16 protein-coding genes are annotated in these 19,694 nt (G+C 61.1%); 9 read left to right on the top strand and 7 right to left on the bottom strand.

Features of this window, described 5'->3' with window-relative positions; genetic code table 11:
• The first annotated feature begins 193 nt into the window (after positions 1 to 193).
• A complete protein-coding gene (locus BLS27_RS07165) occupies positions 194 to 1,759 on the top strand; it encodes a methyl-accepting chemotaxis protein (protein WP_043206714.1) in 1,566 nt (521 codons plus the stop codon).
• Positions 1,760 to 1,836: 77 nt separating this feature from the next.
• Here the strand turns inward: BLS27_RS07165 and BLS27_RS07160 are convergent, their stop codons facing one another.
• The 4 genes from BLS27_RS07160 to BLS27_RS07145 all read right to left on the bottom strand — a co-directional run bounded on the left by BLS27_RS07160 (position 1,837) and on the right by BLS27_RS07145 (position 4,662).
• Positions 1,837 to 2,721, bottom strand: coding sequence for a pseudouridine synthase (locus BLS27_RS07160; RefSeq protein WP_090343863.1), 885 nt, complete (start codon positions 2,719 to 2,721; stop codon positions 1,837 to 1,839).
• A 50-nt stretch (positions 2,722 to 2,771) separates the two neighbouring features.
• Entirely contained in the window at positions 2,772 to 3,080 is a 309-nt protein-coding gene (locus BLS27_RS07155; protein WP_070573380.1) for a transcriptional regulator, read from the bottom strand.
• A gap of 63 nt (positions 3,081 to 3,143) precedes the next feature.
• A complete protein-coding gene (locus BLS27_RS07150) occupies positions 3,144 to 3,380 on the bottom strand; it encodes a glutaredoxin family protein (RefSeq protein ID WP_043206719.1) in 237 nt (78 codons plus the stop codon).
• A 73-nt stretch (positions 3,381 to 3,453) separates the two neighbouring features.
• A complete protein-coding gene (locus tag BLS27_RS07145) occupies positions 3,454 to 4,662 on the bottom strand; it encodes an ammonium transporter (RefSeq protein WP_090343860.1) in 1,209 nt (402 codons plus the stop codon).
• Positions 4,663 to 4,951: 289 nt separating this feature from the next.
• On the opposite strand from BLS27_RS07145, the gene BLS27_RS07140 reads away from it, so the two are divergent.
• From BLS27_RS07140 to BLS27_RS07115, 6 genes are all read left to right on the top strand, one after another.
• Positions 4,952 to 5,266 carry an ElaB/YgaM/YqjD family protein gene (locus tag BLS27_RS07140; RefSeq protein ID WP_043206722.1) on the top strand — a complete coding sequence of 105 codons (315 nt, stop codon included), beginning with the start codon at positions 4,952 to 4,954 and terminating at the stop codon, positions 5,264 to 5,266.
• A gap of 9 nt (positions 5,267 to 5,275) precedes the next feature.
• A complete protein-coding gene (locus tag BLS27_RS07135) occupies positions 5,276 to 5,650 on the top strand; it encodes a phage holin family protein (protein ID WP_043206723.1) in 375 nt (124 codons plus the stop codon).
• A complete protein-coding gene (locus tag BLS27_RS07130; RefSeq protein WP_043206724.1) occupies positions 5,647 to 5,976 on the top strand; it encodes a hypothetical protein in 330 nt (109 codons plus the stop codon). The genes BLS27_RS07135 and BLS27_RS07130 overlap by 4 nt, the downstream gene beginning before the upstream one ends.
• Positions 5,977 to 6,051: 75 nt before the next feature.
• The gene (locus BLS27_RS07125) at positions 6,052 to 7,383 is read left to right on the top strand and encodes a deoxyguanosinetriphosphate triphosphohydrolase (RefSeq protein ID WP_090343858.1); all 1,332 of its coding nucleotides are present in this window, start codon (positions 6,052 to 6,054) and stop codon (positions 7,381 to 7,383) included.
• A gap of 272 nt (positions 7,384 to 7,655) precedes the next feature.
• Positions 7,656 to 8,276, top strand: a complete 621-nt coding sequence (locus tag BLS27_RS07120; RefSeq protein ID WP_043206726.1) for a response regulator transcription factor — start codon at positions 7,656 to 7,658, stop codon at positions 8,274 to 8,276.
• An 8-nt stretch (positions 8,277 to 8,284) separates the two neighbouring features.
• Positions 8,285 to 11,905 (top strand): transporter substrate-binding domain-containing protein, encoded by a 3,621-nt coding sequence (locus BLS27_RS07115; protein WP_090343856.1) that lies wholly within the window; start codon positions 8,285 to 8,287, stop codon positions 11,903 to 11,905.
• A gap of 30 nt (positions 11,906 to 11,935) precedes the next feature.
• Here BLS27_RS07115 and BLS27_RS07110 read toward each other — a convergent pair whose 3' ends face one another.
• Positions 11,936 to 12,283, bottom strand: coding sequence for a YggL family protein (locus BLS27_RS07110; RefSeq protein WP_043206729.1), 348 nt, complete (start codon positions 12,281 to 12,283; stop codon positions 11,936 to 11,938).
• Positions 12,284 to 12,470: 187 nt separating this feature from the next.
• On the opposite strand from BLS27_RS07110, the gene dacB reads away from it, so the two are divergent.
• Positions 12,471 to 13,934 (top strand): D-alanyl-D-alanine carboxypeptidase/D-alanyl-D-alanine endopeptidase, encoded by a 1,464-nt coding sequence (gene dacB, locus BLS27_RS07105; RefSeq protein WP_043206731.1) that lies wholly within the window; start codon positions 12,471 to 12,473, stop codon positions 13,932 to 13,934.
• A gap of 245 nt (positions 13,935 to 14,179) precedes the next feature.
• Here dacB and BLS27_RS07100 read toward each other — a convergent pair whose 3' ends face one another.
• Positions 14,180 to 16,573, bottom strand: coding sequence for a sensor domain-containing diguanylate cyclase (locus BLS27_RS07100; protein ID WP_090343854.1), 2,394 nt, complete (start codon positions 16,571 to 16,573; stop codon positions 14,180 to 14,182).
• 96 nt (positions 16,574 to 16,669) lie between these two features.
• Positions 16,670 to 18,862 (bottom strand): bifunctional 23S rRNA (guanine(2069)-N(7))-methyltransferase RlmK/23S rRNA (guanine(2445)-N(2))-methyltransferase RlmL, encoded by a 2,193-nt coding sequence (gene rlmKL / locus BLS27_RS07095; protein ID WP_090343852.1) that lies wholly within the window; start codon positions 18,860 to 18,862, stop codon positions 16,670 to 16,672.
• 553 nt (positions 18,863 to 19,415) lie between these two features.
• Between rlmKL and rmf the strand changes: the two genes are divergently transcribed.
• Entirely contained in the window at positions 19,416 to 19,631 is a 216-nt protein-coding gene (gene rmf, locus BLS27_RS07090) for a ribosome modulation factor (protein ID WP_080642046.1), read from the top strand.
• Positions 19,632 to 19,694 lie beyond the last annotated feature (63 nt).

The raw sequence follows: 19,694 nt of genomic DNA, 5'->3' as shown, positions 1-19,694 counted from the left end.
CGGTCATGATCGGACCAGCGCGTCACAAAACCGTAAAAAATCGGCAATATAGACGCCAATTGATTGGAAAAAACCGAATTTCTTTACTCAAGCCTGGGTGCCATTCATTGCGCCAGATCAAGTAAATTAAATAAACATTCAATAAAACCGGCGGCTGGCCGATACGGATTCAAAGCCTTGCGGATTGAACCTCATGCGTAACAACCAACCGATTACCCAGAGAGAGCGGACGTTTCCTGCTGAACAGCGGTTGATCTCCACCACCAACGCCAAGGGGGTGATCACCTACGTCAACGATGCGTTCATCGATATCAGCGGCTTCTCCCGCGAGGAACTGACGGGAGCGCCTCACAACTTGGTCCGCCACCCCGATGTGCCATCGGCGGTGTTCGCCCACATGTGGCAAACCCTCAAGCAGGGCCTGCCGTGGATGGGGATCGTCAAGAACCGCTGCAAGTCTGGCGATCACTACTGGGTCAACGCCTACGTCACGCCCATCTTCGACAATAACCAGGTAGTCGGTTACGAGTCGGTGCGGGTCAAGCCCACGGCCGAGCAGATCCGCCGCGCCGAGGCGTTGTATCAACGCATCAACCAAGGCAAGCCCGCGATTCCACGCCGCGACAAGTGGCTGCCTGTCCTACAGGATTGGCTGCCATTCATCCTGGTCAGCCAGATCGGCTTCTTGATCGGCAACTGGCTCGGCCACTCCTGGGGGTTCGCCCTGGCTGCCGGCCTGTCGGTGCCGCTGGGCCTGCTCGGCCTGAGCTGGCAACAGCGCGGCCTCAAGCGCCTGCTGCGCCTGGCCGAACAGACCACTTCCGATCCATTGATTGCACAGATGTACACCGACAGCCGGGGTGTACAGGCGCGCCTGGAAATGGCCATGCTCAGCCAGGACGCCCGCATGAAGACCTGCCTGACTCGCCTGCAGGACAGCGCCGAGCAACTCAGCGACCAGGCACGCGAGTCCGACACTCTGGCCCATCAGAGCTCCACCGGCCTGGAGCGTCAGCGAGTCGAGACCGAGCAGGTCGCCGCCGCAGTCAACCAGATGGCTGCCACCACCCAGGAGGTGGCCAACCATGTGCAGCGCACCGCCGATGCGACCCAAGAGGCCAATCGACTGACCAGCCAGGGTCGGCAGATCGCCGGAGAAACCCGCGAGGCCATTTCTCGCCTTTCCCAAGCCGTCGGCGAAACCGGGCAGACCGTCACCCAACTGGCTAAGGACAGCGACGAGATCGGCGGCGTAGTCGATGTGATCAAAGGCATCGCCGATCAGACCAATCTGCTGGCCCTCAACGCCGCCATCGAGGCTGCCCGTGCAGGTGAGATGGGTCGTGGCTTCGCGGTCGTGGCCGATGAAGTCCGCCAGCTGGCTCAGCGCACCGCAGAGTCCACCGGGCAAATCCACAACCTGATCGCCAAGTTGCAGCAGACCGCCAGCAATGCGGTGCAGACCATGGAGAATGGCCATCGTCAGGCCCAGGAAGGCGTGGAGCGGGTGATGGAGGCTGACCAGGCCCTGATAGGTATCAGCGAAGCAGTGGCCAACATCACCGACATGGCCACCCAGATCGCCGCGGCCACCGAGGAGCAAACCGCTGTGGCCGACGAGATCAGCCGCAACATCAGCACCATTGCCGATCTGGCCGACCAGACTGCCGAACAGGCCCAGCGCTCTGCCTTGCTCAGTGAAGAACTGACCAGCACCGCCGGTAGTCAGTACTCACTGGTGGAACGCTTCAACCGCTGACGCACGTCGGCGCATGCCCGCCTCTACAGGTGCATTACCAACCTGTAGGCGCGGGCTTGCCCTCACCCCGACAGATTTCACCAATCCAGCGAGAGTCGGCTCTCGAAGTAACGCATCTCCCCAGTCAGGGGATCCTGGAAACGCAAACTGTGCGCCAACAGCTTCAAGGGGCGCTGGTAGTCGTCCTCCTCCTTCGAAAGCTGCGGATAGAACGGGTCATTGCAGATACCGGCGCCCAACGCCGCCATATGCACCCGCAATTGGTGCGTCTTGCCTGTCACCGGTGAGAGCCCGTAGCGCCACAGCTTGCCGTTCTTCTCCAGCACTTCGGCAAGGGTTTCGCTGTTCTCCACACCGTCCACCTCATGCATGCGGAAGAAGGGTTCGCCATGCACCAGGCGGCTACGGTGCACCAAAGGGAATTCGCGCTCAGGCAGTGCCGCCGCTATGGCCTGGTAGCGTTTGTCGATACGCCGCTCGGGAAACAGCCGTTGATAGGCGCTGCGGGTCTGCGGATTGGCGGAAAACAGCACCAGGCCTGCGGTATGCCGGTCGATGCGGTGCAACGGCACCAGATGCGGGTTATCCAGACGGCGGATCAGGCGGCGCAGCAAGGTCTGTTCGACGTATTCGCCGGTCGGCGTGACTGGCAGAAAATGCGGTTTGTCCGCGACCACCAGATGCTCATCGACATGCAGGATCGACTCCTGTACGGGAATCGGCTTTTCATTGAGCACTTCGCGAAAGTAGTGCAAGCGCATGCCCCGACGGTAGGGAAAGTCCGCCGCAATGGGCTGCCCTTGTGCATCCAGCACCCGCCCCCGGGCGAAGCGGTCCAACCACTGTTCACGATCGATCCCCTTGAAGTGCTCGCACAGGCAATCGAGCACGGTTTGCCAGGAGCCCGGAGGCAGGCAGACAGTACTGGCTTGCTGATGGGCAGGGTCGAAAGGTGCGGTCATGACAGGGCTCGGGAATTCAAAGGCGGGCATTATCCCCCATGGCTACAGGCTCAACCAGCCTTGGCCTGCAGTTCAGTGCGCTCCTTGAGCCAGCGCAGTACTTGCACTGGCTCCCAGCGGGCGGGATCGTAAAGGGCATAGATCAGCCCCTGGTAACCCACCACATCCAGCGCACGGTGATAACCCGCGCGCTGGAACAACGCCTCGATCTCAGCGAAACAGGTGTTGAAATGGACTTTGCCGAACGGAGTCCGGTCGTCGGTCACCAAGCCTTCGAGGCGCAGTTCCAGCACGGCCTCGCATACCTGCTCGGGCGGCATGCGATTGACGCTGTACTTCAGTTGCTCGACGTTGAACATGGGCGAATCCGTATACTGTATTTATATACAGCATACGGATTCGCCCAAGCCTGCGTCAACGGCTCACCCCAGAAACGCCACGACTTGCTCGGCATCGAACGGCCAGCCCAGCTCGGCGCCGGTATCGCACCGGCGAAGTACCGGAATGCGCAGCCCATAGCGCTCGAACAGCGCCTCGCTTTCAGCGATATCGACCAGCTCCACCAACAAGCCATGCTCGATGAACGGCATCAGCATGGCCTCGGCGACTTCGCACAGGTGGCACCCCAAGGTGCCGAACAGTTGGCATTCAGGCAGCATGGACACGCCTCGAGTCTGCGGGAACGGGATATCCATTCTAGGACCATGCTTGCTCCCGCGCATCTGACGCGCGTCAATCTTGATTGGTCGCCCCGATGCGGTGCAGCGACAAGTCTGCGCCTTGGAATTCCTGCTCATGGCTAAGACGCAGCCCGTGTACCCGCTTGATCAGGCCATAGACCGCAAAACCACCAGCCAACGCCACGATGACGCCCGCCAGGCTGCCCACCAACTGACTGCCCAGACTGACGCCCCCCATCCCGCCGAGGGCCATCTGCCCGAAAATGCCGCAGGCGATACCGCCCCAGAGGCCGCATAGGCCATGCAGCGGCCAGACCCCGAGGACATCGTCGATCTTCCAGCGGTTCTGCGCCGCGGTGAAGCACCAGACGAACAGCACGCCAGCGATCAAACCCGTGGCTAGCGCTCCGACAGGGTGCATGACGTCCGAACCGGCACACACAGCCACCAATCCGGCCAGCGGGCCGTTGTGCAGAAAGCCCGGGTCGTTACGCCCGGCCAGCAAGGCCGACAAGGTGCCGCCGACCATGGCCAGCAGCGAGTTGATCGCCACCAACCCACTGACCCCTTGCAGGGTCTGGGCGCTCATGACGTTGAAGCCGAACCAACCGATGATCAGGATCCATGACCCCAATGCCAGGAATGGAATGCTCGACGGTGCGAAGGCCACCAGGCGCCCTTCGCGATAGCGCCCACGGCGTGCACCGAGCAACAGCACCGCCGCCAGCGCCAGCCAGCCGCCCATGGCATGCACCACCACCGAGCCGGCAAAGTCATGGAACGGTGCTCCGAAGCGCGCTTGCAACCAAGCCTGCAGCCCGAAGTTGCCGTTCCATACCACGCCTTCGAAGAGCGGATAGACCACCGCCACGATCAAGGCCGTGGCGCACAGCTGCGGCACGAAGCGAGCGCGCTCGGCAATGCCGCCGGAGATGATCGCCGGGATCGCCGCCGCAAACGTCAGCAAGAAGAAGCATTTGACCAATGCATAACCGTGGTCGTCGGCCAGCGTTGCGGCGGGCTGAAAGAAGCTCACGCCATAGGCCACCCAATAACCCACGAAGAAGTACACCAAGGCCGAGACCGCGAAGTCGCTAAGGATCTTCGATAAAGCGTTGACCTGATTCTTGTGACGTACGGTCCCGACCTCCAGAAAGGCAAATCCCGCATGCATGGCGAGCACCAAGATGGCGCCCATGAGGAGGAACAAGGTATTGGAGCCGTGAACGAGGGAGTCCATCGCGCTGTGCATGTTTTCCATGAATAGGCAGACCTGCTGAAAAGGCACCAGGACAGTTCAAGAGCCCGCATCCCTGCACCGATTAGGTGCCAGGCCTTTGCCCTATTTCGGTGAGCCGGGCGCGACCTGCGTGGTTTTTTCTTGGGTTTGTCGTGGATTGGGTTAAGGTTTATCGGTATCGCATGGCCCGCGCACGCATTCGGCGCGGCCACGCTCCGTGAGGTAGCAAGGGCCGTACCAGCGGCCATACTGAACCTTCCGCCAACCCCATCACTCGAAATAGCCACACACTTTTACAGGGAGAGCCTCCATGGCCAGCAAACCGGCAAAGACTGCTCAAGAGATACTGATGGCTGACTTCCAGGCGTTGGTGCGCGACACCGAAAAGCTGCTCGCCGACACCGCCAACCTGGCAGGCGACCAGGCCGACGAACTGCGTGAACAGCTTCATGACCGTCTGGCCCAGGCCCGCGAAACCCTGCAACTGACACAGGACTCGGTCCGCGAACGTGGCCAGGCAGCCTTGGGCAGCGCCGAGCAATACGTCCAGGAAAACCCTTGGCAGGCCATCGGCATTGCCGCCGGCGTTGGCCTGTTGATCGGCCTGCTGGCCAGTCGACGCTAAGGGGTGAGCATGGAAAACGACGCCCCCGGCACCAGCGCATCCGGCAAGCGCCTCGGCGCGGCGTTGCTCGGCCTGCTGCACAGCCACATCGAGCTGTTCGGCATCGAGTTGCAGGAACAAAAATCCCGCACCCTGAGCCTGCTGCTGTTCGCAGGCCTCGCCCTGGTCTTCGCCCTCCTGCTGTTGACGGCCCTGTCGGGCTTGGTGCTGGTGTTGCTGTGGGACAGCTATCGCCTGGCTGGCATCATCGGCTTGTGCGTGTTCTACGGCATCGCCGCCCTGTACTGTGGGCTGCGCCTGAAAGCGGCGGTATTCGATGAGTCGTCCCCCTTCAGTGCCACCCTCGAAGAACTCGCCAAGGACAGGGAGCGCCTATTGCCATGAGCCTGCCCGAACTGCCCAACACCCGTAATCCCCGAGAACTGCGCAAGGCGTTACTGCGCCTGCGCCTTGAAATGCATCGCCAACAGATCCACCACGAATCGGCGCAACTGCTCGAGCCGGTCCGCCGCCTGCGTGGCATGGGCGATTCATTGCAAGATGGGCTGGGGATCAAGCATGCGCCGCTCTGGGGCCTGGGCGCTGTGGTCGCCCTGGGATTTCTCACCGGCAAAGGCGTGCGCAGCGGCAACCTCGGCAGGCTCGTGCGCCTGGGGACTAGCCTGGCACCGCTGGTGCGATTGTTCCTGCGCAACAGTCGACGCCCCTGATCGATCGCGCCCGCTGCTTGCACGGGCGCGCCCGACACGGGAAGCTATGGCGTCCACCTGACGGGAGATCGAGCCTTGGACTGGCACACCCTGCTGACCCGCGAACGCCTGGGCAAAGCCCTGTACAGCCCCGAGGAACTGGGGCGCAGCCCCTTCCACAAAGACCATGACCGCATCATCTTCTCCGGTGCCTTCCGCCGCCTGGGGCGCAAAACCCAGGTCCACCCCGTTTCGAGCAACGATCACATCCACACCCGCCTGACTCATTCACTGGAGGTCAGCTGCGTCGGTCGCTCGCTGGGCATGCGCGTTGGCGAAACCCTGCGCGAGCGCTTACCGGCCTGGTGCGAGCCCAGCGACCTTGGCATGATCGTGCAGTCGGCGTGCCTGGCCCATGACATCGGCAATCCGCCTTTTGGCCATTCCGGCGAGGATGCCATTCGCCACTGGTTCCAGCAGGCCGCCGGACGTGGCTGGCTGGACGACATGAGCGATGACGAGCGCGCAGATTTTCTCAACTTCGAAGGCAACGCCCAGGGGTTTCGTGTACTGACCCAACTCGAATACCACCAGTTCGATGGCGGCACCCGCCTGACCTACGCCACTTTGGGTACCTACCTCAAATATCCATGGAGCGCCCGCCACGCCGACGCCCTGGGCTATAAGAAACACAAATTCGGTAGCTATCAGAGCGAATTGCCGCTGCTCGAGCAGATCGCCCGCAAGCTCGGCCTGCCGCAGCTCGAACAGCAGCGTTGGGCGCGCCATCCGCTGGTATACCTGATGGAGGCGGCAGATGACATCTGCTACGCCCTGATCGACCTCGAAGACGGCCTGGAGATGGAGTTGCTGCAGTACGCCGAGGTCGAGGCCCTGCTGCTCGACCTGGTAGGTGACGATTTGCCCGAAACCTACCGTCAACTGGGGCCCACGGACTCACGGCGGCGCAAACTGGCGATTCTGCGTGGCAAGGCAATCGAGCATTTGACCAACGCGGCAGCCCAGGCCTTCGTTGAACAACAGACCGCCTTGCTTGCCGGGCACCTGCCTGGCGATCTGGTCGAACACATGCACGGTCCAGCCAAGCGCTGCGTGCTCCAGGCCAAGGACATGGCCCGCAAGAAAATCTTCCAGGACAAACGCAAGACCCTGCACGAGATCGGTGCCTACACTACCCTCGAGATTCTCCTCAATGCATTTTGTGGAGCGGCATTGGAGCAGCACGGCGGGCGTACACCTTCCTTCAAGAGCCGACGTGTACTGGATTTGATCGGTAATCACGCTCCAGACCCGCACGACTCGCTGCATACAGCCTTCCTGCGCATGATCGATTTCATCGCCGGCATGACCGACAGCTATGCCAGCGAGATGGCCAGTGAAATGACCGGACGCTCCAGCCCTCCCTGAGGGCTGGGTACCCAATAGTCTTGAGGGCTAGTAATTGAAGGAAATTTCTTATTAGCCCTCAACAGAATTAAACACTTATCAATATCTAAAAATAAAAAGTTACTAAACCAGGTGCCTTTGGTGACGTCAACACGCTCAATTCGTAGCGCGCGTAGCTTTTTACTGTAGGCATTTTCCCATATGCGAGTCGTGGCAGCTCCTCGCATGTCCGACGACTTCCAACTGAGCTAAGGTGCGCATTATTTCCGACACCCGCCGCATGGAAGTTGAATATGCACTCTGTATATATTGTCGATGATCATCCCGTTATCCGCATGGCGGTTCGCATGTTGCTGGAAAACCAGAATTACAAGGTCGTCGGTGAGTCGGACAATGGCGTCCATGCCATGCAGATGGTCCGAGAGACACGTCCCGACTTGGTGATCCTCGACATTGCCATTCCCAAGCTCGATGGCCTCGAAATCCTGTCCCGCTTCCAGAGCATGGCCTTGCCCTTGAAAGTGCTGGTACTGACAGCACAATGCCCCGCCCTTTTCGCGGTGCGTTGCATGCAATCGGGAGCCGCCGGATATGTCGGCAAACAAGAGGACCTGAGCGAACTGCTTAGTGCAATAAAAGCCGTGCTCTCCGGTTACAACTATTTCCCCAGCCAAGCGGTTAACACCAGCCAGATTATTCCAGACCACGAGATACGACTTTTCCGACACGTTAACGACAGAGAACTTATGGTTTTGCAACTTTTCGCCCAAGGAAAGAGCAATAAGGAAATTGCGAAGGGCATGTTTCTGAGTAACAAAACCGTCAGCACCTACAAAAAGCGCTTGATGCAAAAACTTCAGGTCCAGACGCTGGTCGACCTGATTGATGTCGCCAAACGCAACGCGCTGGTTTGAGGTGCGACATGGGGCGGTACCTAACCTGCCTGTTTATCGTTGCCCTTGCGCTGGCTTGCCATCCAGCGCACGCCCACCAAAACAGGCCCAAAGCACTTAACCTCCTGACGCGCTCGTCGCTAAAGCCGGTTCTGCCAATGCTGACACCGACCCAGCGCCAATGGCTCGCTGAAAAACAAGAGTTGGTGATCGGTACATCCTTCCCGGACTACCCACCTTTCGATATCACCACAGGCGGGCGCGACTACCAGGGGCTCACCGCTGAATACGCTGGCCTGATCGGCATTGCGTTGGGATTGAAGGTCCGCGTGCTGGGCTTCGACAGCCGCCAGTCAGCGATCGAAGCGCTCAAGCATGGCCGGATCGACTTGCTTGGCAGCGCCAATGGTTATGAAGCCGTCGCAGGCCTTGCGCTCTCTCGTCCTTATGCGATCGACCAGCCAGTGCTGGTGACGCGAGAACATGAGCGCCGCGTACTGGATGACGAACTCAAAGGGCTGCGCCTGAGCATGCTCTATCACTATCTCTCGCCCAAAGAAGTACTCAGTGCCTATCCGAAGGCCGAACTGCTGGCATTTCGCTCCTCCACATTGGCGCTGAATGCTGTCGCTTTCGGCCAGGCCGACGTGTTCATTGGCGATACCATTTCGACCCATTACCAACTCAATCGCGGCCATCTCCCGCCTTTGCGCATGGCGAGCTTCGGCAAGCACGAGGCCATTGGCTTTAGTTTCGCCCTGCGCCGCCAGGACACCATTCTCAAGGAGGTGATCGATGCGACCCTGGAGAGCCAGACACCCATCATGGCCGCCAGCATCTTCAAGCGTTGGGGGGCGGGAAGCGATTATCTGCTGACTGATCGCAAGCTTCAGCTCTCGGCCGGCGAAGAGCAATGGCTGCGGGAACATCCGGTGATGCGCGTGGCGATCAACGAGACCGCCGCTCCGGTTTCCTACTTCGACAGCAACGGCAACTTTCGCGGTATCGCCGCCGATCTGCTGGACCTGATCCGGCTGCGCACGGGTCTGCGCTTCGAGATCGAGCGGGCCAGCGGCATCCGGGACATGCTGGCCCGACTCAAGGACGGCCGGGCCGATGTCATCGCCGCCATTTCCAGCGACGAAAAGCACGATGGCGCCCTGCATATCAGCCGGCCGTACCTGGAAAGCACCTATGTTCTGGTCACCCGCGCAGGCAGTGACCAGGCGGCGTCTCTGGAGCACCTGCAGAACCGGCAGGTCGCGATCACCCGCGACAGCATCATGGCCGGCTTGCTCTCGGCCCGTTACCCGAAAATCAGCAAGATCGAGACCGACAGCCCATTCTTTTCCATTGCGCTGCTAAGCAGTGGTGAAGTCGATGCGGCCATCACTACCCTGATCGACGCCAACCATGCCCTGGCCGGAAACCCGGACTTGGTCATTCGCAGTACGATCGGCAGCGAGCCGGCCACGGTCGCGATGGCTACCAACAGCCAGGCCCATGCGCTGGCGTCGATTTTGGACAAAGCCTTGCAAAGCATCTCGCCGGAGGAGCTTGGCGTGATCAACAATCGCTGGGGAGGCTATCGGCTGCATGACGACGTGTATTGGCGGGAGTTTCGTCGCCTGGCGCTGAAGTTCTTGCTGGCAGTCGGCTTGCTGTTGCTTTTGGCACTGATCTGGAACGCGCACCTACGGTGGCAGATCAGGCAACGCAAATGCGCCGAGCGGGCACTCAACGACCAGCTTGAGTTCATGCGAGCCTTGCTCAACGGCACCCCTCATCCGATGTATGTGCGGGATCGTGAAGGGCGGCTGCAAAGCTGTAATGACAGCTACTTGCAGGCTGTCGATGCCCAAACCGACGAGGTCATGGGCAAGCGACTGGATGAAAGCCCGGGTGCTGATCGGGAATATACCCAACAGATGGAGGCCGACTACGAGCAAGTCATGGCCGCCGGCACCCCCTTGATCCTGGACCGTCCACTGCGCATGGGAGGACGGGAGCTGACCATCTACCACTGGATCCTGCCCTATCGCGACTCCCTAGGTGAAGTCCAGGGGATCATCGGTGGCTGGATCGACATCAGTGACCGTCGCGAGCTGGTCCAGGAGCTGCGCCTGGCCAAACAACGTGCCGACGACGCCAACCGTGCTAAAAGCACCTTCCTGGCGACCATTAGCCACGAGATCCGCACGCCTATGAATGCAGTCATTGGCATGCTGGAGCTGGCAGTGCGCCGGGCGGATCGCGGGCAACTGGACCGGCCATCCCTGGAGGTCGCCTACCATTCGGCAAAAGACCTGCTCGGGCTCATCGGCGACATCCTGGACATCGTCAGGATCGAGTCCGGCCATTTATGCCTTTCCCCGGAGTCGGTCGATCCCAGCGTTCTGGTCGAGTCAGTGGCCAGGGTATTCGCTGGCCTGGCGCGACAGAAAGACCTGGCCTTGCAAGTGGTCATCGCGCCAAACGCCCGTTGCCACGCGCTGCTCGATCCACTGCGGTTCAAGCAGGTGCTGTCGAACCTGGTCAGCAATGCCATCAAGTTCACCGACCAAGGCCAGATCCAGATCAACTTGCTCGTGAACGAGGACACCGATCGCGATGGCCCGTGTCTGGAACTCAAAGTCCGCGACACCGGCATCGGGATCCACGAGGAGGCACTCAAGGAGCTGTTCAACCCGTTCGTCCAGGCCAATCCACACAGCGAGGGAGCAAGGGCTGGAACCGGTTTGGGATTGGCGATCAGTCATAGCCTGAGCGAGATGATGGGAGGGACGCTGAGCATCAAGAGCCTGCCTGGCGTCGGCACTCAGGTGACCCTGGTAATGCCCCTGCAACGCGTCGAAGCGCCACCGGTGACCACCCCACTGGTGCAGGACGTGGAGACACCGAACAGCGGGCTGAACGTACTGGTCATCGATGACCACCCGGCCAACCTGTTGTTGATGGAACAGCAGTTGAGTTTCCTGGGGCTGAGCCTGTCCGTCGCCAGCGATGGCCGTGAAGGGCTGGAAAAATGGCGCGCGGGCGGTTTCGATGTGGTGATTCTCGACTGCAACATGCCGCAAATGAACGGCTACCAAGTCGCTGAAGCCATCCGCGCGATAGAGCGCCAACGCGACTGGCCACGCTGCCTGATCCTTGGCTTCACCGCCAACGCCCAGCCGGAAGTCCGTCAGCGTTGCCTGGACGTTGGCATGGACGACTGTCTCCTCAAGCCGATAGGCCTGCACACGCTGAATCAGCGCCTGGCAGGCATCGAACCGAGTTGGCATGCGTCGCCAAGGCGCAGGGCAAGCAAACGTCTCGCCCTTGAGGGCCTGTCCGCCATCGTTGGTGACGACCCGGACAGCCGTACTCGACTCCTCAACGCCTTACTGGAAAGTTTGATACAAGACCTGGCCACGCTGATGGCCATCGACCCGAAAGATGCACGGGCCATTGCCGCTCAGGCACACAAGATCCTCAGCACGGCCAGGATGCTGGAAGCCAGGGATCTGATGGAGGCGTGTGAAGCACTGGAGCAGGAAACCTTGCCATTGGCACAGCTGAAACTGCGACGGCAGGTATTGGCACGGCATATGCGCCGAACGGAGAAAGCGCTGGCCAGGCATTTGCAACACCCGGCCAGGGCTGGATGAGCAGCGCGTAAATACGCTGCTCGGGGCGGATCAGGAAGCCTGGGTGTTGATTGGCTTGTCCGGATACCAAGCGTCCAGCAGCGGGCTGAGTTCGATTTTGGTCAGTTCGCTGCGGCCCTTGAGCCACGCTTCGACAATGGCGCGCTGCTCTTCGCTGACCGAGCCACGCTTGGCAAGGCAAACCAGGCCGAAGTCATCACCACCGACGTAATCCAGGCCGTTGGCATCCATGGCTTCAGCGAGGAAGGCATCGAGGAAGGCATCGATGGCTTCGTCGGACAGGTCTTCCTTGAATTCCAGGTTCAGTTCGAAACCCAGCTCCTGGAATTCGTCCACGCACAGTTTCTTGCGCAGACGACGGGAACGGTTGGTGGCCATGAAACTATCCTCTTGAGTATTAACGCGCGGCACTTTACCAGTTTCCGGGCGGCTGCGGCGCTTTTCCGTCGAACATGGCCCATGGAGGATGCGCTTGGGGCATAATGCGCACTATATTTCGTCCTGGGGCCATCATCTTGTACAGCCCCAATGTCACTTTCCCTCGTCCGCAGGGTTCAAATTGCACATGATCAAAACGCTCCGTCCCCTGATTCTCGCCAGCCTGTTCCTGCCCTTCGCCATGCCTGGCCAGGCCGCGCCTGTCAACACTACCCTCCCGCCGAAAGTGCAACAGGCGCTCAAAGCCAACAAACTGCAGGACTCAGCCCTGTCCCTGGTGATGCTGCCGCTCAACGGTCCCGGCACGCCCACCGTGTTCAACGCCGATGTCTCGGTCAACCCGGCCTCGACCATGAAGCTGGTGACCACCTATGCGGCGCTGGAACTGCTGGGCCCCACCTTCCAGTGGAAAACCGAGTTCTACACCGATGGCACCCTGAGCAACGGCGTACTCAACGGCAACCTGTACCTCAAAGGCGGTGGCGATCCGAAACTGAACATGGAAAAGCTCTGGCTGCTGATGCGTGACCTGCGCGCCAACGGCGTGCGCACGGTGACGGGCGACCTGGTGCTGGATCGCAGCCATTTCGTTCAGCCCAACCTGCCGCAGTTCAATGACGACGGCGGTGATGTGAACAAGCCGTTCCTGGTCCGCCCCGACTCGCTGCTGGTCAACCTGAAGGCCCTGCGCTTCGTGGCCCGCAACGATGGCGGAAAAGTCACTGTGGCCATGGAGCCGCCGCTTGCGAACGTGCGCATCGACAACCAGGTCAAGGCCGTCGCCTCCAGAAAATGTGCAGGTGATGTACGTTACAACCCGGTCACCCAGGCCGACGGCGTCAGCGTAGTCGTCAGTGGCCAGCTTGGCGAAGGCTGCAACTCACAGACCTATCTGTCGCTGCTCGATCATCCGACCTATGCCGCCGGTGCGGTGCGAGCGATCTGGAACGAACTGGGCGGTAGCATTCAGGGCCGCGATCGCATCGAGAACGTGCCCAAAGGTGCACGCCTGCTGGCACGGGCATTCTCGCCGGACTTGGTCGAGGTGATCCGCGACATCAACAAGTACAGCAACAACACCATGGCCCAGCAGCTGTTCCTGAGCCTGGGTGCGCAGTTCCGCACGGATGCCGACGGCGACGACGCCCGCGCAGCCCAGCGTGTGGTACGTCAGTGGCTGGCGAAAAAAGGCATCACCGCGCCGCACCTGATCATGGAAAACGGCTCCGGCCTGTCCCGTGCAGAGCGGGTCAGCACTCGCGAGATGGCGGCGCTGCTGCAGGCAGCTTGGAAGAGCCCCTACTCCGCCGAATTCATCAGTTCCATGCCGCTGGTAGGCATGGATGGCACCATGCGCAAGCGGCTCAAGCGCACGGCCATGACCGGTGAAGGGCACATCAAGACCGGCACCCTGAACACCGTTCGGGCGATTGCCGGGTTCAGCCGGGATAGCAATGGAAACACCTGGGCGGTGGCGGCGATTCTGAATGATCCCAAGCCCTGGGGGGCATCGCAGGTGTTGGATCAGGTGTTGCTGGATCTTTACCGGCAGCCGAAGGTGGGAAGTACTGCGGCGGCTGGGGTGCCTTGATCGTGTGAGTATCCATTCTGGGTGGGGCGCCACCGGCGCTTTTCGCCTTTACGGCGACCTACTTTGCTCGCAAGCAAAGTAGGCAAAACCGCTGGCTCCCACCTCCGGCCTCCTGAGGTCACGATCGGCGGCGACTGAACTACAGCGCACCAAAGGCAAACAAGCTAATTAATGTGTTGTTTGTTCCGGCCAATTCGCGGGTAAATCAGAGCGCCGAACCGCCGCGCCTACAGGCAATCCCACCCTCAGCGCAACTCCGCCTCAACCCGATCCCGCCCCGCCTGCTTGGCCGCATAAACCCCGGCGTCAGCCCGCAACAGCAACGCATCAGCTCCCTCCCCCGGTCGCCAACCCGCCACTCCAAAGCTCGCCGTCACCCGGCCCACTCCATCGACCGGAACACTGCGAACCCCCTGCCACAGCTCCAATGCCAATGATCGTGCCTGCTCGGCATTGCTACCCGGGCAAAGCACCATGAACTCCTCGCCCCCCAAACGGCAAAACACATCGGTACGCCGCAGGCGACTGCCGATCCGCTGGCAAAGGCTGCGCAACACATGATCGCCCACCGCATGGCCGTACTGGTCATTGATCCGCTTGAAATGATCGATATCCAGCATGATCACCGCCAGCTCCAATCCGTCACGCTGTGCACGCTCCAGCTCGTTCTGCAATCGTTCCTGGAAATGTCGCCGGTTATGGATGCCGGTCAAGGCATCGGTGACCGAAAGCGCCCGAAGCTCTTCCTCCACCCGCTTGAGGTCGGAGATGTCCGTCTGGTAGCCATGCCACAAGGTGCATCCTCCTTCACCGATTTCGGGGGTAGCTTCCCCGCGCACCCAGCGCAGGCCCGCCTGAGGCAGTATCACGCGGTACTCCTCACGCCAGGGTGTCAGGTGCAAGGCCGAATAACGGACCGAGCGACGGACGCGCTCCAGGTCATCGGGGTGGATGCGTTCGAACACCGCCGATGCATCCTCACGCAGCGTCTTCAGATCGACTTCATAGATATCGTGCAGGCCTTGGCTGGCATAGGGGAAACAAGAGTGTCCGTCGGTATCCAGGCGGTACTGGTAGATCCCACCGGGCACTTCGGCGCTGAGCTTCTCCAACAACCGATCACGGGCCGCCAGCGCTTCATGGACGCGCCGCCGTTCGGTGACGTCGATGCAGATGGCCAGGTAGCCAACCCACAACCCCTGCTCGTCCAGTACCGCAGTGACCAGCATGTTGGCCAGCAGGCGGCTGCCATCCTTGCGCACCAAGGTCCACTCCCCTGCCTCGGTCCCTTTTTCCTGCACGGTCTCGGCAAACATCGCCTGGCCACCGCCGATCTCGCGTCCATAGCGCACGCTCAGGGCGTGGGCGCGCTGGCTGAGTTCCTCAGGGGGGACCAGATCCTCCAGCCGCAACTGACCAATGGCTTCGCTTGCCGAATAGCCCAGCATGCGCTCGGCACCGGCATTGAAGGTACTGACCAGGCCCTTGAGGCTGGTGGCGATGATGGCGACCTGTGTCGCGGCGTCCAATACGCTGCGCAGCTGATTGTGGGTATCGCGCAAGGACTGCTCGCTGACCCGCAATTCGCCAGTGCGCTGATCGACCAGTGCCAGGGCACGCTGACGCTGGCTGAACAGGCTGTAGAGCAAGGCACTGAGCAAGACGCTGAGCAAACCACCCAGCAAACTGACCACCACCACCGCGGAGGAGCGGTTGGCTTGGAGAAAAGCCCGGCTGGGACGGATATCGAGCTGATAATGGTGATCGGCCAGATGCAAAAGGTGGGTGCTGGCCAATGGCACCTGGGCGACGGTGTTGCGTGAGTCGAACAGCACCTCCGGCCCTTTGGCTCCGGAGGTATCGATAATGCGCACCACCAGGTTGTCATCCGCGGCAGGCGGCAGCCCTTCGGCGACCAAGCGCTGCATGCTCAGCAACGCCATGACATAGCCAGAAGGCAACCCACCGGGATCACCATCAGCGAACACCGGCGCCACGACCAGCACCCCACGGGCATAGGTAGGCTCGACATTGATCATGTCCAGCGGCGCAGAGACCGCCATGCTGCCGGGTGACGTAGCCCGAACAAGGGCGGCCTCGCGAAGGGGCTGTCCACGCAAGTCCAGGCCGTAGGGCTGCCCTTGCAGGGACGCCGCCTGGGTATAGAGCACCGGATAGTAATAGTCACGCGTGGGCGCAGGATGCCAGATACCCTGTGCGTCCTGATCACGGATCTGATACGCCTGCCCAAGCCAGGCACTGGCACGTCGCTCGAAATCGGCGCGTTGTCCAGCATCGACCCGGGGCGCCCAGGAATACGCCTGGGTCCGGTACAACAGTGGCCGCGCGTAACCGTCAAACTCCTGCGGGGTGATTTCGTTGGAATAACTGAAAAACCGTCGCAGGCCATCCAAGCGCTGCTCCTGGTCGTCGAAACGTTCGGCGATGCGACTGTACCGCTCGTTAGCCAACAGCTCGAAGCGCTGACGCAGTTGCTGCGTGTAGAAGCTCTGCGTGGCAATGGCCAAGGCCGCCGTCAACAGACCGCCAGCGACCAGGACCACCAACGCCACCCCCCAGGCGGGCAGCGCTTCGCGGAACATGCCGAGCACCTTCGCACGAACGCCACACTTCGACATAAAGCAATCTCATCACGTCAGCGTCCTGCGAATTGTCGGGCCCTTCGCGTCAGTTATAGCTATTGGCCACTAGCCACGCAACCTCATACACGCCGCTTATCGCGCCTGAATGCGCCACGCCCGGTGGATTCGATTGTTGCGCGCGAAATCAGGATCCAGGGTCTGATGACTGATCTCCTCGACGGCATATCGCTCGACCAGACTCGGATCGAGCTGGAATTTGCGGAAGTTGTTGGAGAAGTACAGCACCCCGCCTGGCGCCAGGCGTGCCATGGCCAAGTCCAGCAACTGCACATGATCGCGCTGCACATCGAACACCCCTTCCATGCGCTTGGAATTGGAGAAGGTCGGCGGGTCGATGAAGATCAGGTCGTAGCTGTCCCGGTTGCCTTCCAGCCAGGCCATCACGTCGCCCTGCTCCAGGCGATGGCGGTCCGAAAAACCGTTGAGCGCCAGGTTGCGACGCGCCCAGTCCAGATAGGTCTTGGACAAATCGACACTGGTGGTGCTGCGGGCCCCGCCCTTGGCGGCGTGCACCGTGGCCGTCGCGGTATAGCAGAACAGATTGAGGAAGCGCTTGCCCGACGCCTCGCGCTGGATGCGCAGACGAATCGGACGATGGTCGAGGAACAAGCCGGTGTCCAGATAGTCCGTGAGGTTCACCAGCAGCTTTACACCCCCTTCGTTCACCTCCTGGAAGCGGCCTTCGGCACCTTGGCGCTCGTACTGACGCGTCCCACTCTGGCGCTCCCGGCGCTTGAGCACCACACGCTGTGGGTCGATACCCAGGGCCTGCGGGATGGCGGCCAAGGCATCGAGCAGACGCGCTTGAGCCTTGTCCGGATCGACAGAGCGTGGCGCGGCATACTCCTGCACGTGCACCCAGTCTTGGTAAAGGTCCACCGCCAGGGCATATTCGGGCATGTCGGCGTCATACAAGCGGTAGCAATCGACCTGCTCGCGACGGGCCCACTTGCCCAACTGCTTGAGGTTCTTCTGCAGGCGATTGGCGAACATTTGCGCGCCTTCGGACAGGCGCGCCGGTTCACTGGCCACGGCTGCCGGACGCTGCGCAGCGCCTGCATCCGGCTCGGCCGGGCGACGCTCGCCGGTAACGAACTGGTCGGGCTGAACCTTGAATAGCAGCAGCTTGCACGGCAAGGCGCCGTTCCAGAAGGCGTACTGCTTGTGGCTGCGAATACCCATGCGCTTGCCCAGCTCGGGGGCGCCAGTGAACACTGCCGCCTCCCAGCCCAGGCAGGCTTGACGCAAACGCTCCCCAAGGTTTTGGTAGAGGTACAGCAGGCTGGCTTCGTCACCCAGACGCTCACCGTAGGGTGGGTTGCTGATGACCAGGCCTTTCTGGTTCTGGTCCGGACGCGGTTCGAAACTGCCGACTTCGCCCTGATAGATCTTCACCCAGTCGCCCAGACCTGCGCGCTCGACGTTGTTACGCCCCGGCTGAATCAGCCGCGGATCGGCCTCATAGCCGCGGATCCACAGCGCAGGCTTGGCCAGACCCGCCTGGGCGCGGGCCTGGGCTTGCTCGTGAACTTTGCGCCACAACGCCGGCACATGGCCAAGCCAGGCCGTGAAGCCCCACCGCTCACGCTTGAGGTTGGGCGCGATATCCGCGGCGATCATCGCGGCTTCTACCAGGAACGTGCCCACACCGCACATCGGGTCGGCCAACGCGCCGCCTTCGGCGGCGATGCGTGGCCAGCCGGCTCGGATCAGCACCGCCGCCGCCAGGTTCTCCTTCAAGGGCGCAGCACCTTGCTGCAGACGGTAACCGCGTTGATGCAGGCTGTGTCCGGACAAGTCCAGGGAGAGGATCGCCTCGCCACGATCCAGGCGCAGATGCACACGCACGTCAGGATCAATCTTGTCCACGGACGGGCGCTGTCCTTCGCGGTTGCGTAGCTTGTCGACGATCGCGTCCTTGACCTTAAGGGCACCGAAATGGGTGTTGTCGATTCCGGAGCCATGACCACTGAATTCCACGGCCAAGGTGCCGTCAGCAGCCAAGTGATCTTGCCACTCGACCCCATGCACGCCGTCGTAGAGCTCATCGGCGTTTTTCATGCCGAAGCGCTTGAGCACCAACAACACGCGGTTGGCCAGACGCGACCACAGGCACAGGCGGTAAGCGGTTTCCATGTCGGCCGAGCCACGGATGGCAGAGGTGTGCTCCCGCACATCGTCCAGGCCCAGGCTACGGGCCTCCTCGGCGAGCAGGCCTTCAAGACCTTTGGGGCAAGTGAGATAAAGTTCGAAACGGTCCGACATGAGCAATCCAGAGCCTTGGGCTGATTGAGTGACGGGCCGACGCATCGTCCCGCCGATGTTTGCCCGCACGCCCTTCCAGCAGGCGTCCGGGTGGCCTTGCCCGCAGTCCGGGAAAGCCGGGCCACCTGAACGACAAGCCCCTTCGCACCCTGCGAAAGTGGATTAGATCGTCAGGCAGTATGAAAATTTCCAGCAACGCGGCCACGCATGTGACCCTTCGTCGCATTTCAAATTATTACTGCACACCCGACCACGACGCTGGCCAGATGACTGCAAAGGGCATTAAACCCTGATCATAGCGGGCTTAAGGACAAATCACGTTGAGTCGCAATTATTTACTTATCCTTTGACCCTATGAAACGTTACGTCCTTATGACAAATCGATCATTCACACTGTGACCCGCTTTGGTTAGAACTGGTCTCAGGTTGTCTCGCAACGAGGCAACACTTTCTGCTCGCCACGCCGGCAGCGAGCGCACACCGGCAGAACGATTCTGCCCGGCCTCGGAGAGGCCGACGGGACATTACAGTCAACAAGTGAGGGCAACACCCTATGAGAAGACTTAAGCGTGATCCGTTGGAAAGAGCATATTCACGTGGCTACCAATACGGGGTTACCGGCAAATCCCGCGAACTTTGCCCCTTCAATCTGCCATCCGTTCGTCAAGCCTGGATCAATGGCTGGCGGGAGGGCCGGGGCGATAACTGGGATGGTATGACCGGCACCGCAGGCATCCAGAGACTCAACGAAAATCACGCCGTTGGCTGAGACGAGGACACTGAATTCGAGTCACCATGCGCGCCCTATCCGGGCGGCGGGCTGAGGCCCAGG

The organism is Pseudomonas guariconensis (assembly GCF_900102675.1).
GTDB classification, from domain to species: Bacteria; Pseudomonadota; Gammaproteobacteria; order Pseudomonadales; family Pseudomonadaceae; genus Aquipseudomonas; species Aquipseudomonas guariconensis.
This window is presented reverse-complemented; position numbering and strand designations above follow the sequence as displayed.

Excerpts from the sequence above, each read along its gene's own strand:
- BLS27_RS07160 (WP_090343863.1), bottom strand. The coding sequence starts at position 2,721 with ATGACCGCACCTTTCGACCCTGCCCATCAGCAAGCCAGTACTGTCTGC.
- dacB (WP_043206731.1), top strand. The coding sequence starts at position 12,471 with ATGATCAAAACGCTCCGTCCCCTGATTCTCGCCAGCCTGTTCCTGCCC.
- BLS27_RS07120 (WP_043206726.1), top strand. The coding sequence starts at position 7,656 with ATGCACTCTGTATATATTGTCGATGATCATCCCGTTATCCGCATGGCG.
- rlmKL (WP_090343852.1), bottom strand. The coding sequence starts at position 18,862 with ATGTCGGACCGTTTCGAACTTTATCTCACTTGCCCCAAAGGTCTTGAA.
- BLS27_RS07150 (WP_043206719.1), bottom strand. The coding sequence starts at position 3,380 with ATGCTGCCTGAATGCCAACTGTTCGGCACCTTGGGGTGCCACCTGTGC.
- BLS27_RS07145 (WP_090343860.1), bottom strand. The coding sequence starts at position 4,662 with ATGGAAAACATGCACAGCGCGATGGACTCCCTCGTTCACGGCTCCAAT.
- rmf (WP_080642046.1), top strand. The coding sequence starts at position 19,416 with ATGAGAAGACTTAAGCGTGATCCGTTGGAAAGAGCATATTCACGTGGC.
- BLS27_RS07155 (WP_070573380.1), bottom strand. The coding sequence starts at position 3,080 with ATGTTCAACGTCGAGCAACTGAAGTACAGCGTCAATCGCATGCCGCCC.
- BLS27_RS07130 (WP_043206724.1), top strand. The coding sequence starts at position 5,647 with ATGAGCCTGCCCGAACTGCCCAACACCCGTAATCCCCGAGAACTGCGC.
- BLS27_RS07140 (WP_043206722.1), top strand. The coding sequence starts at position 4,952 with ATGGCCAGCAAACCGGCAAAGACTGCTCAAGAGATACTGATGGCTGAC.
- BLS27_RS07135 (WP_043206723.1), top strand. The coding sequence starts at position 5,276 with ATGGAAAACGACGCCCCCGGCACCAGCGCATCCGGCAAGCGCCTCGGC.
- BLS27_RS07100 (WP_090343854.1), bottom strand. The coding sequence starts at position 16,573 with ATGTCGAAGTGTGGCGTTCGTGCGAAGGTGCTCGGCATGTTCCGCGAA.
- BLS27_RS07110 (WP_043206729.1), bottom strand. The coding sequence starts at position 12,283 with ATGGCCACCAACCGTTCCCGTCGTCTGCGCAAGAAACTGTGCGTGGAC.
- BLS27_RS07165 (WP_043206714.1), top strand. The coding sequence starts at position 194 with ATGCGTAACAACCAACCGATTACCCAGAGAGAGCGGACGTTTCCTGCT.
- BLS27_RS07115 (WP_090343856.1), top strand. The coding sequence starts at position 8,285 with ATGGGGCGGTACCTAACCTGCCTGTTTATCGTTGCCCTTGCGCTGGCT.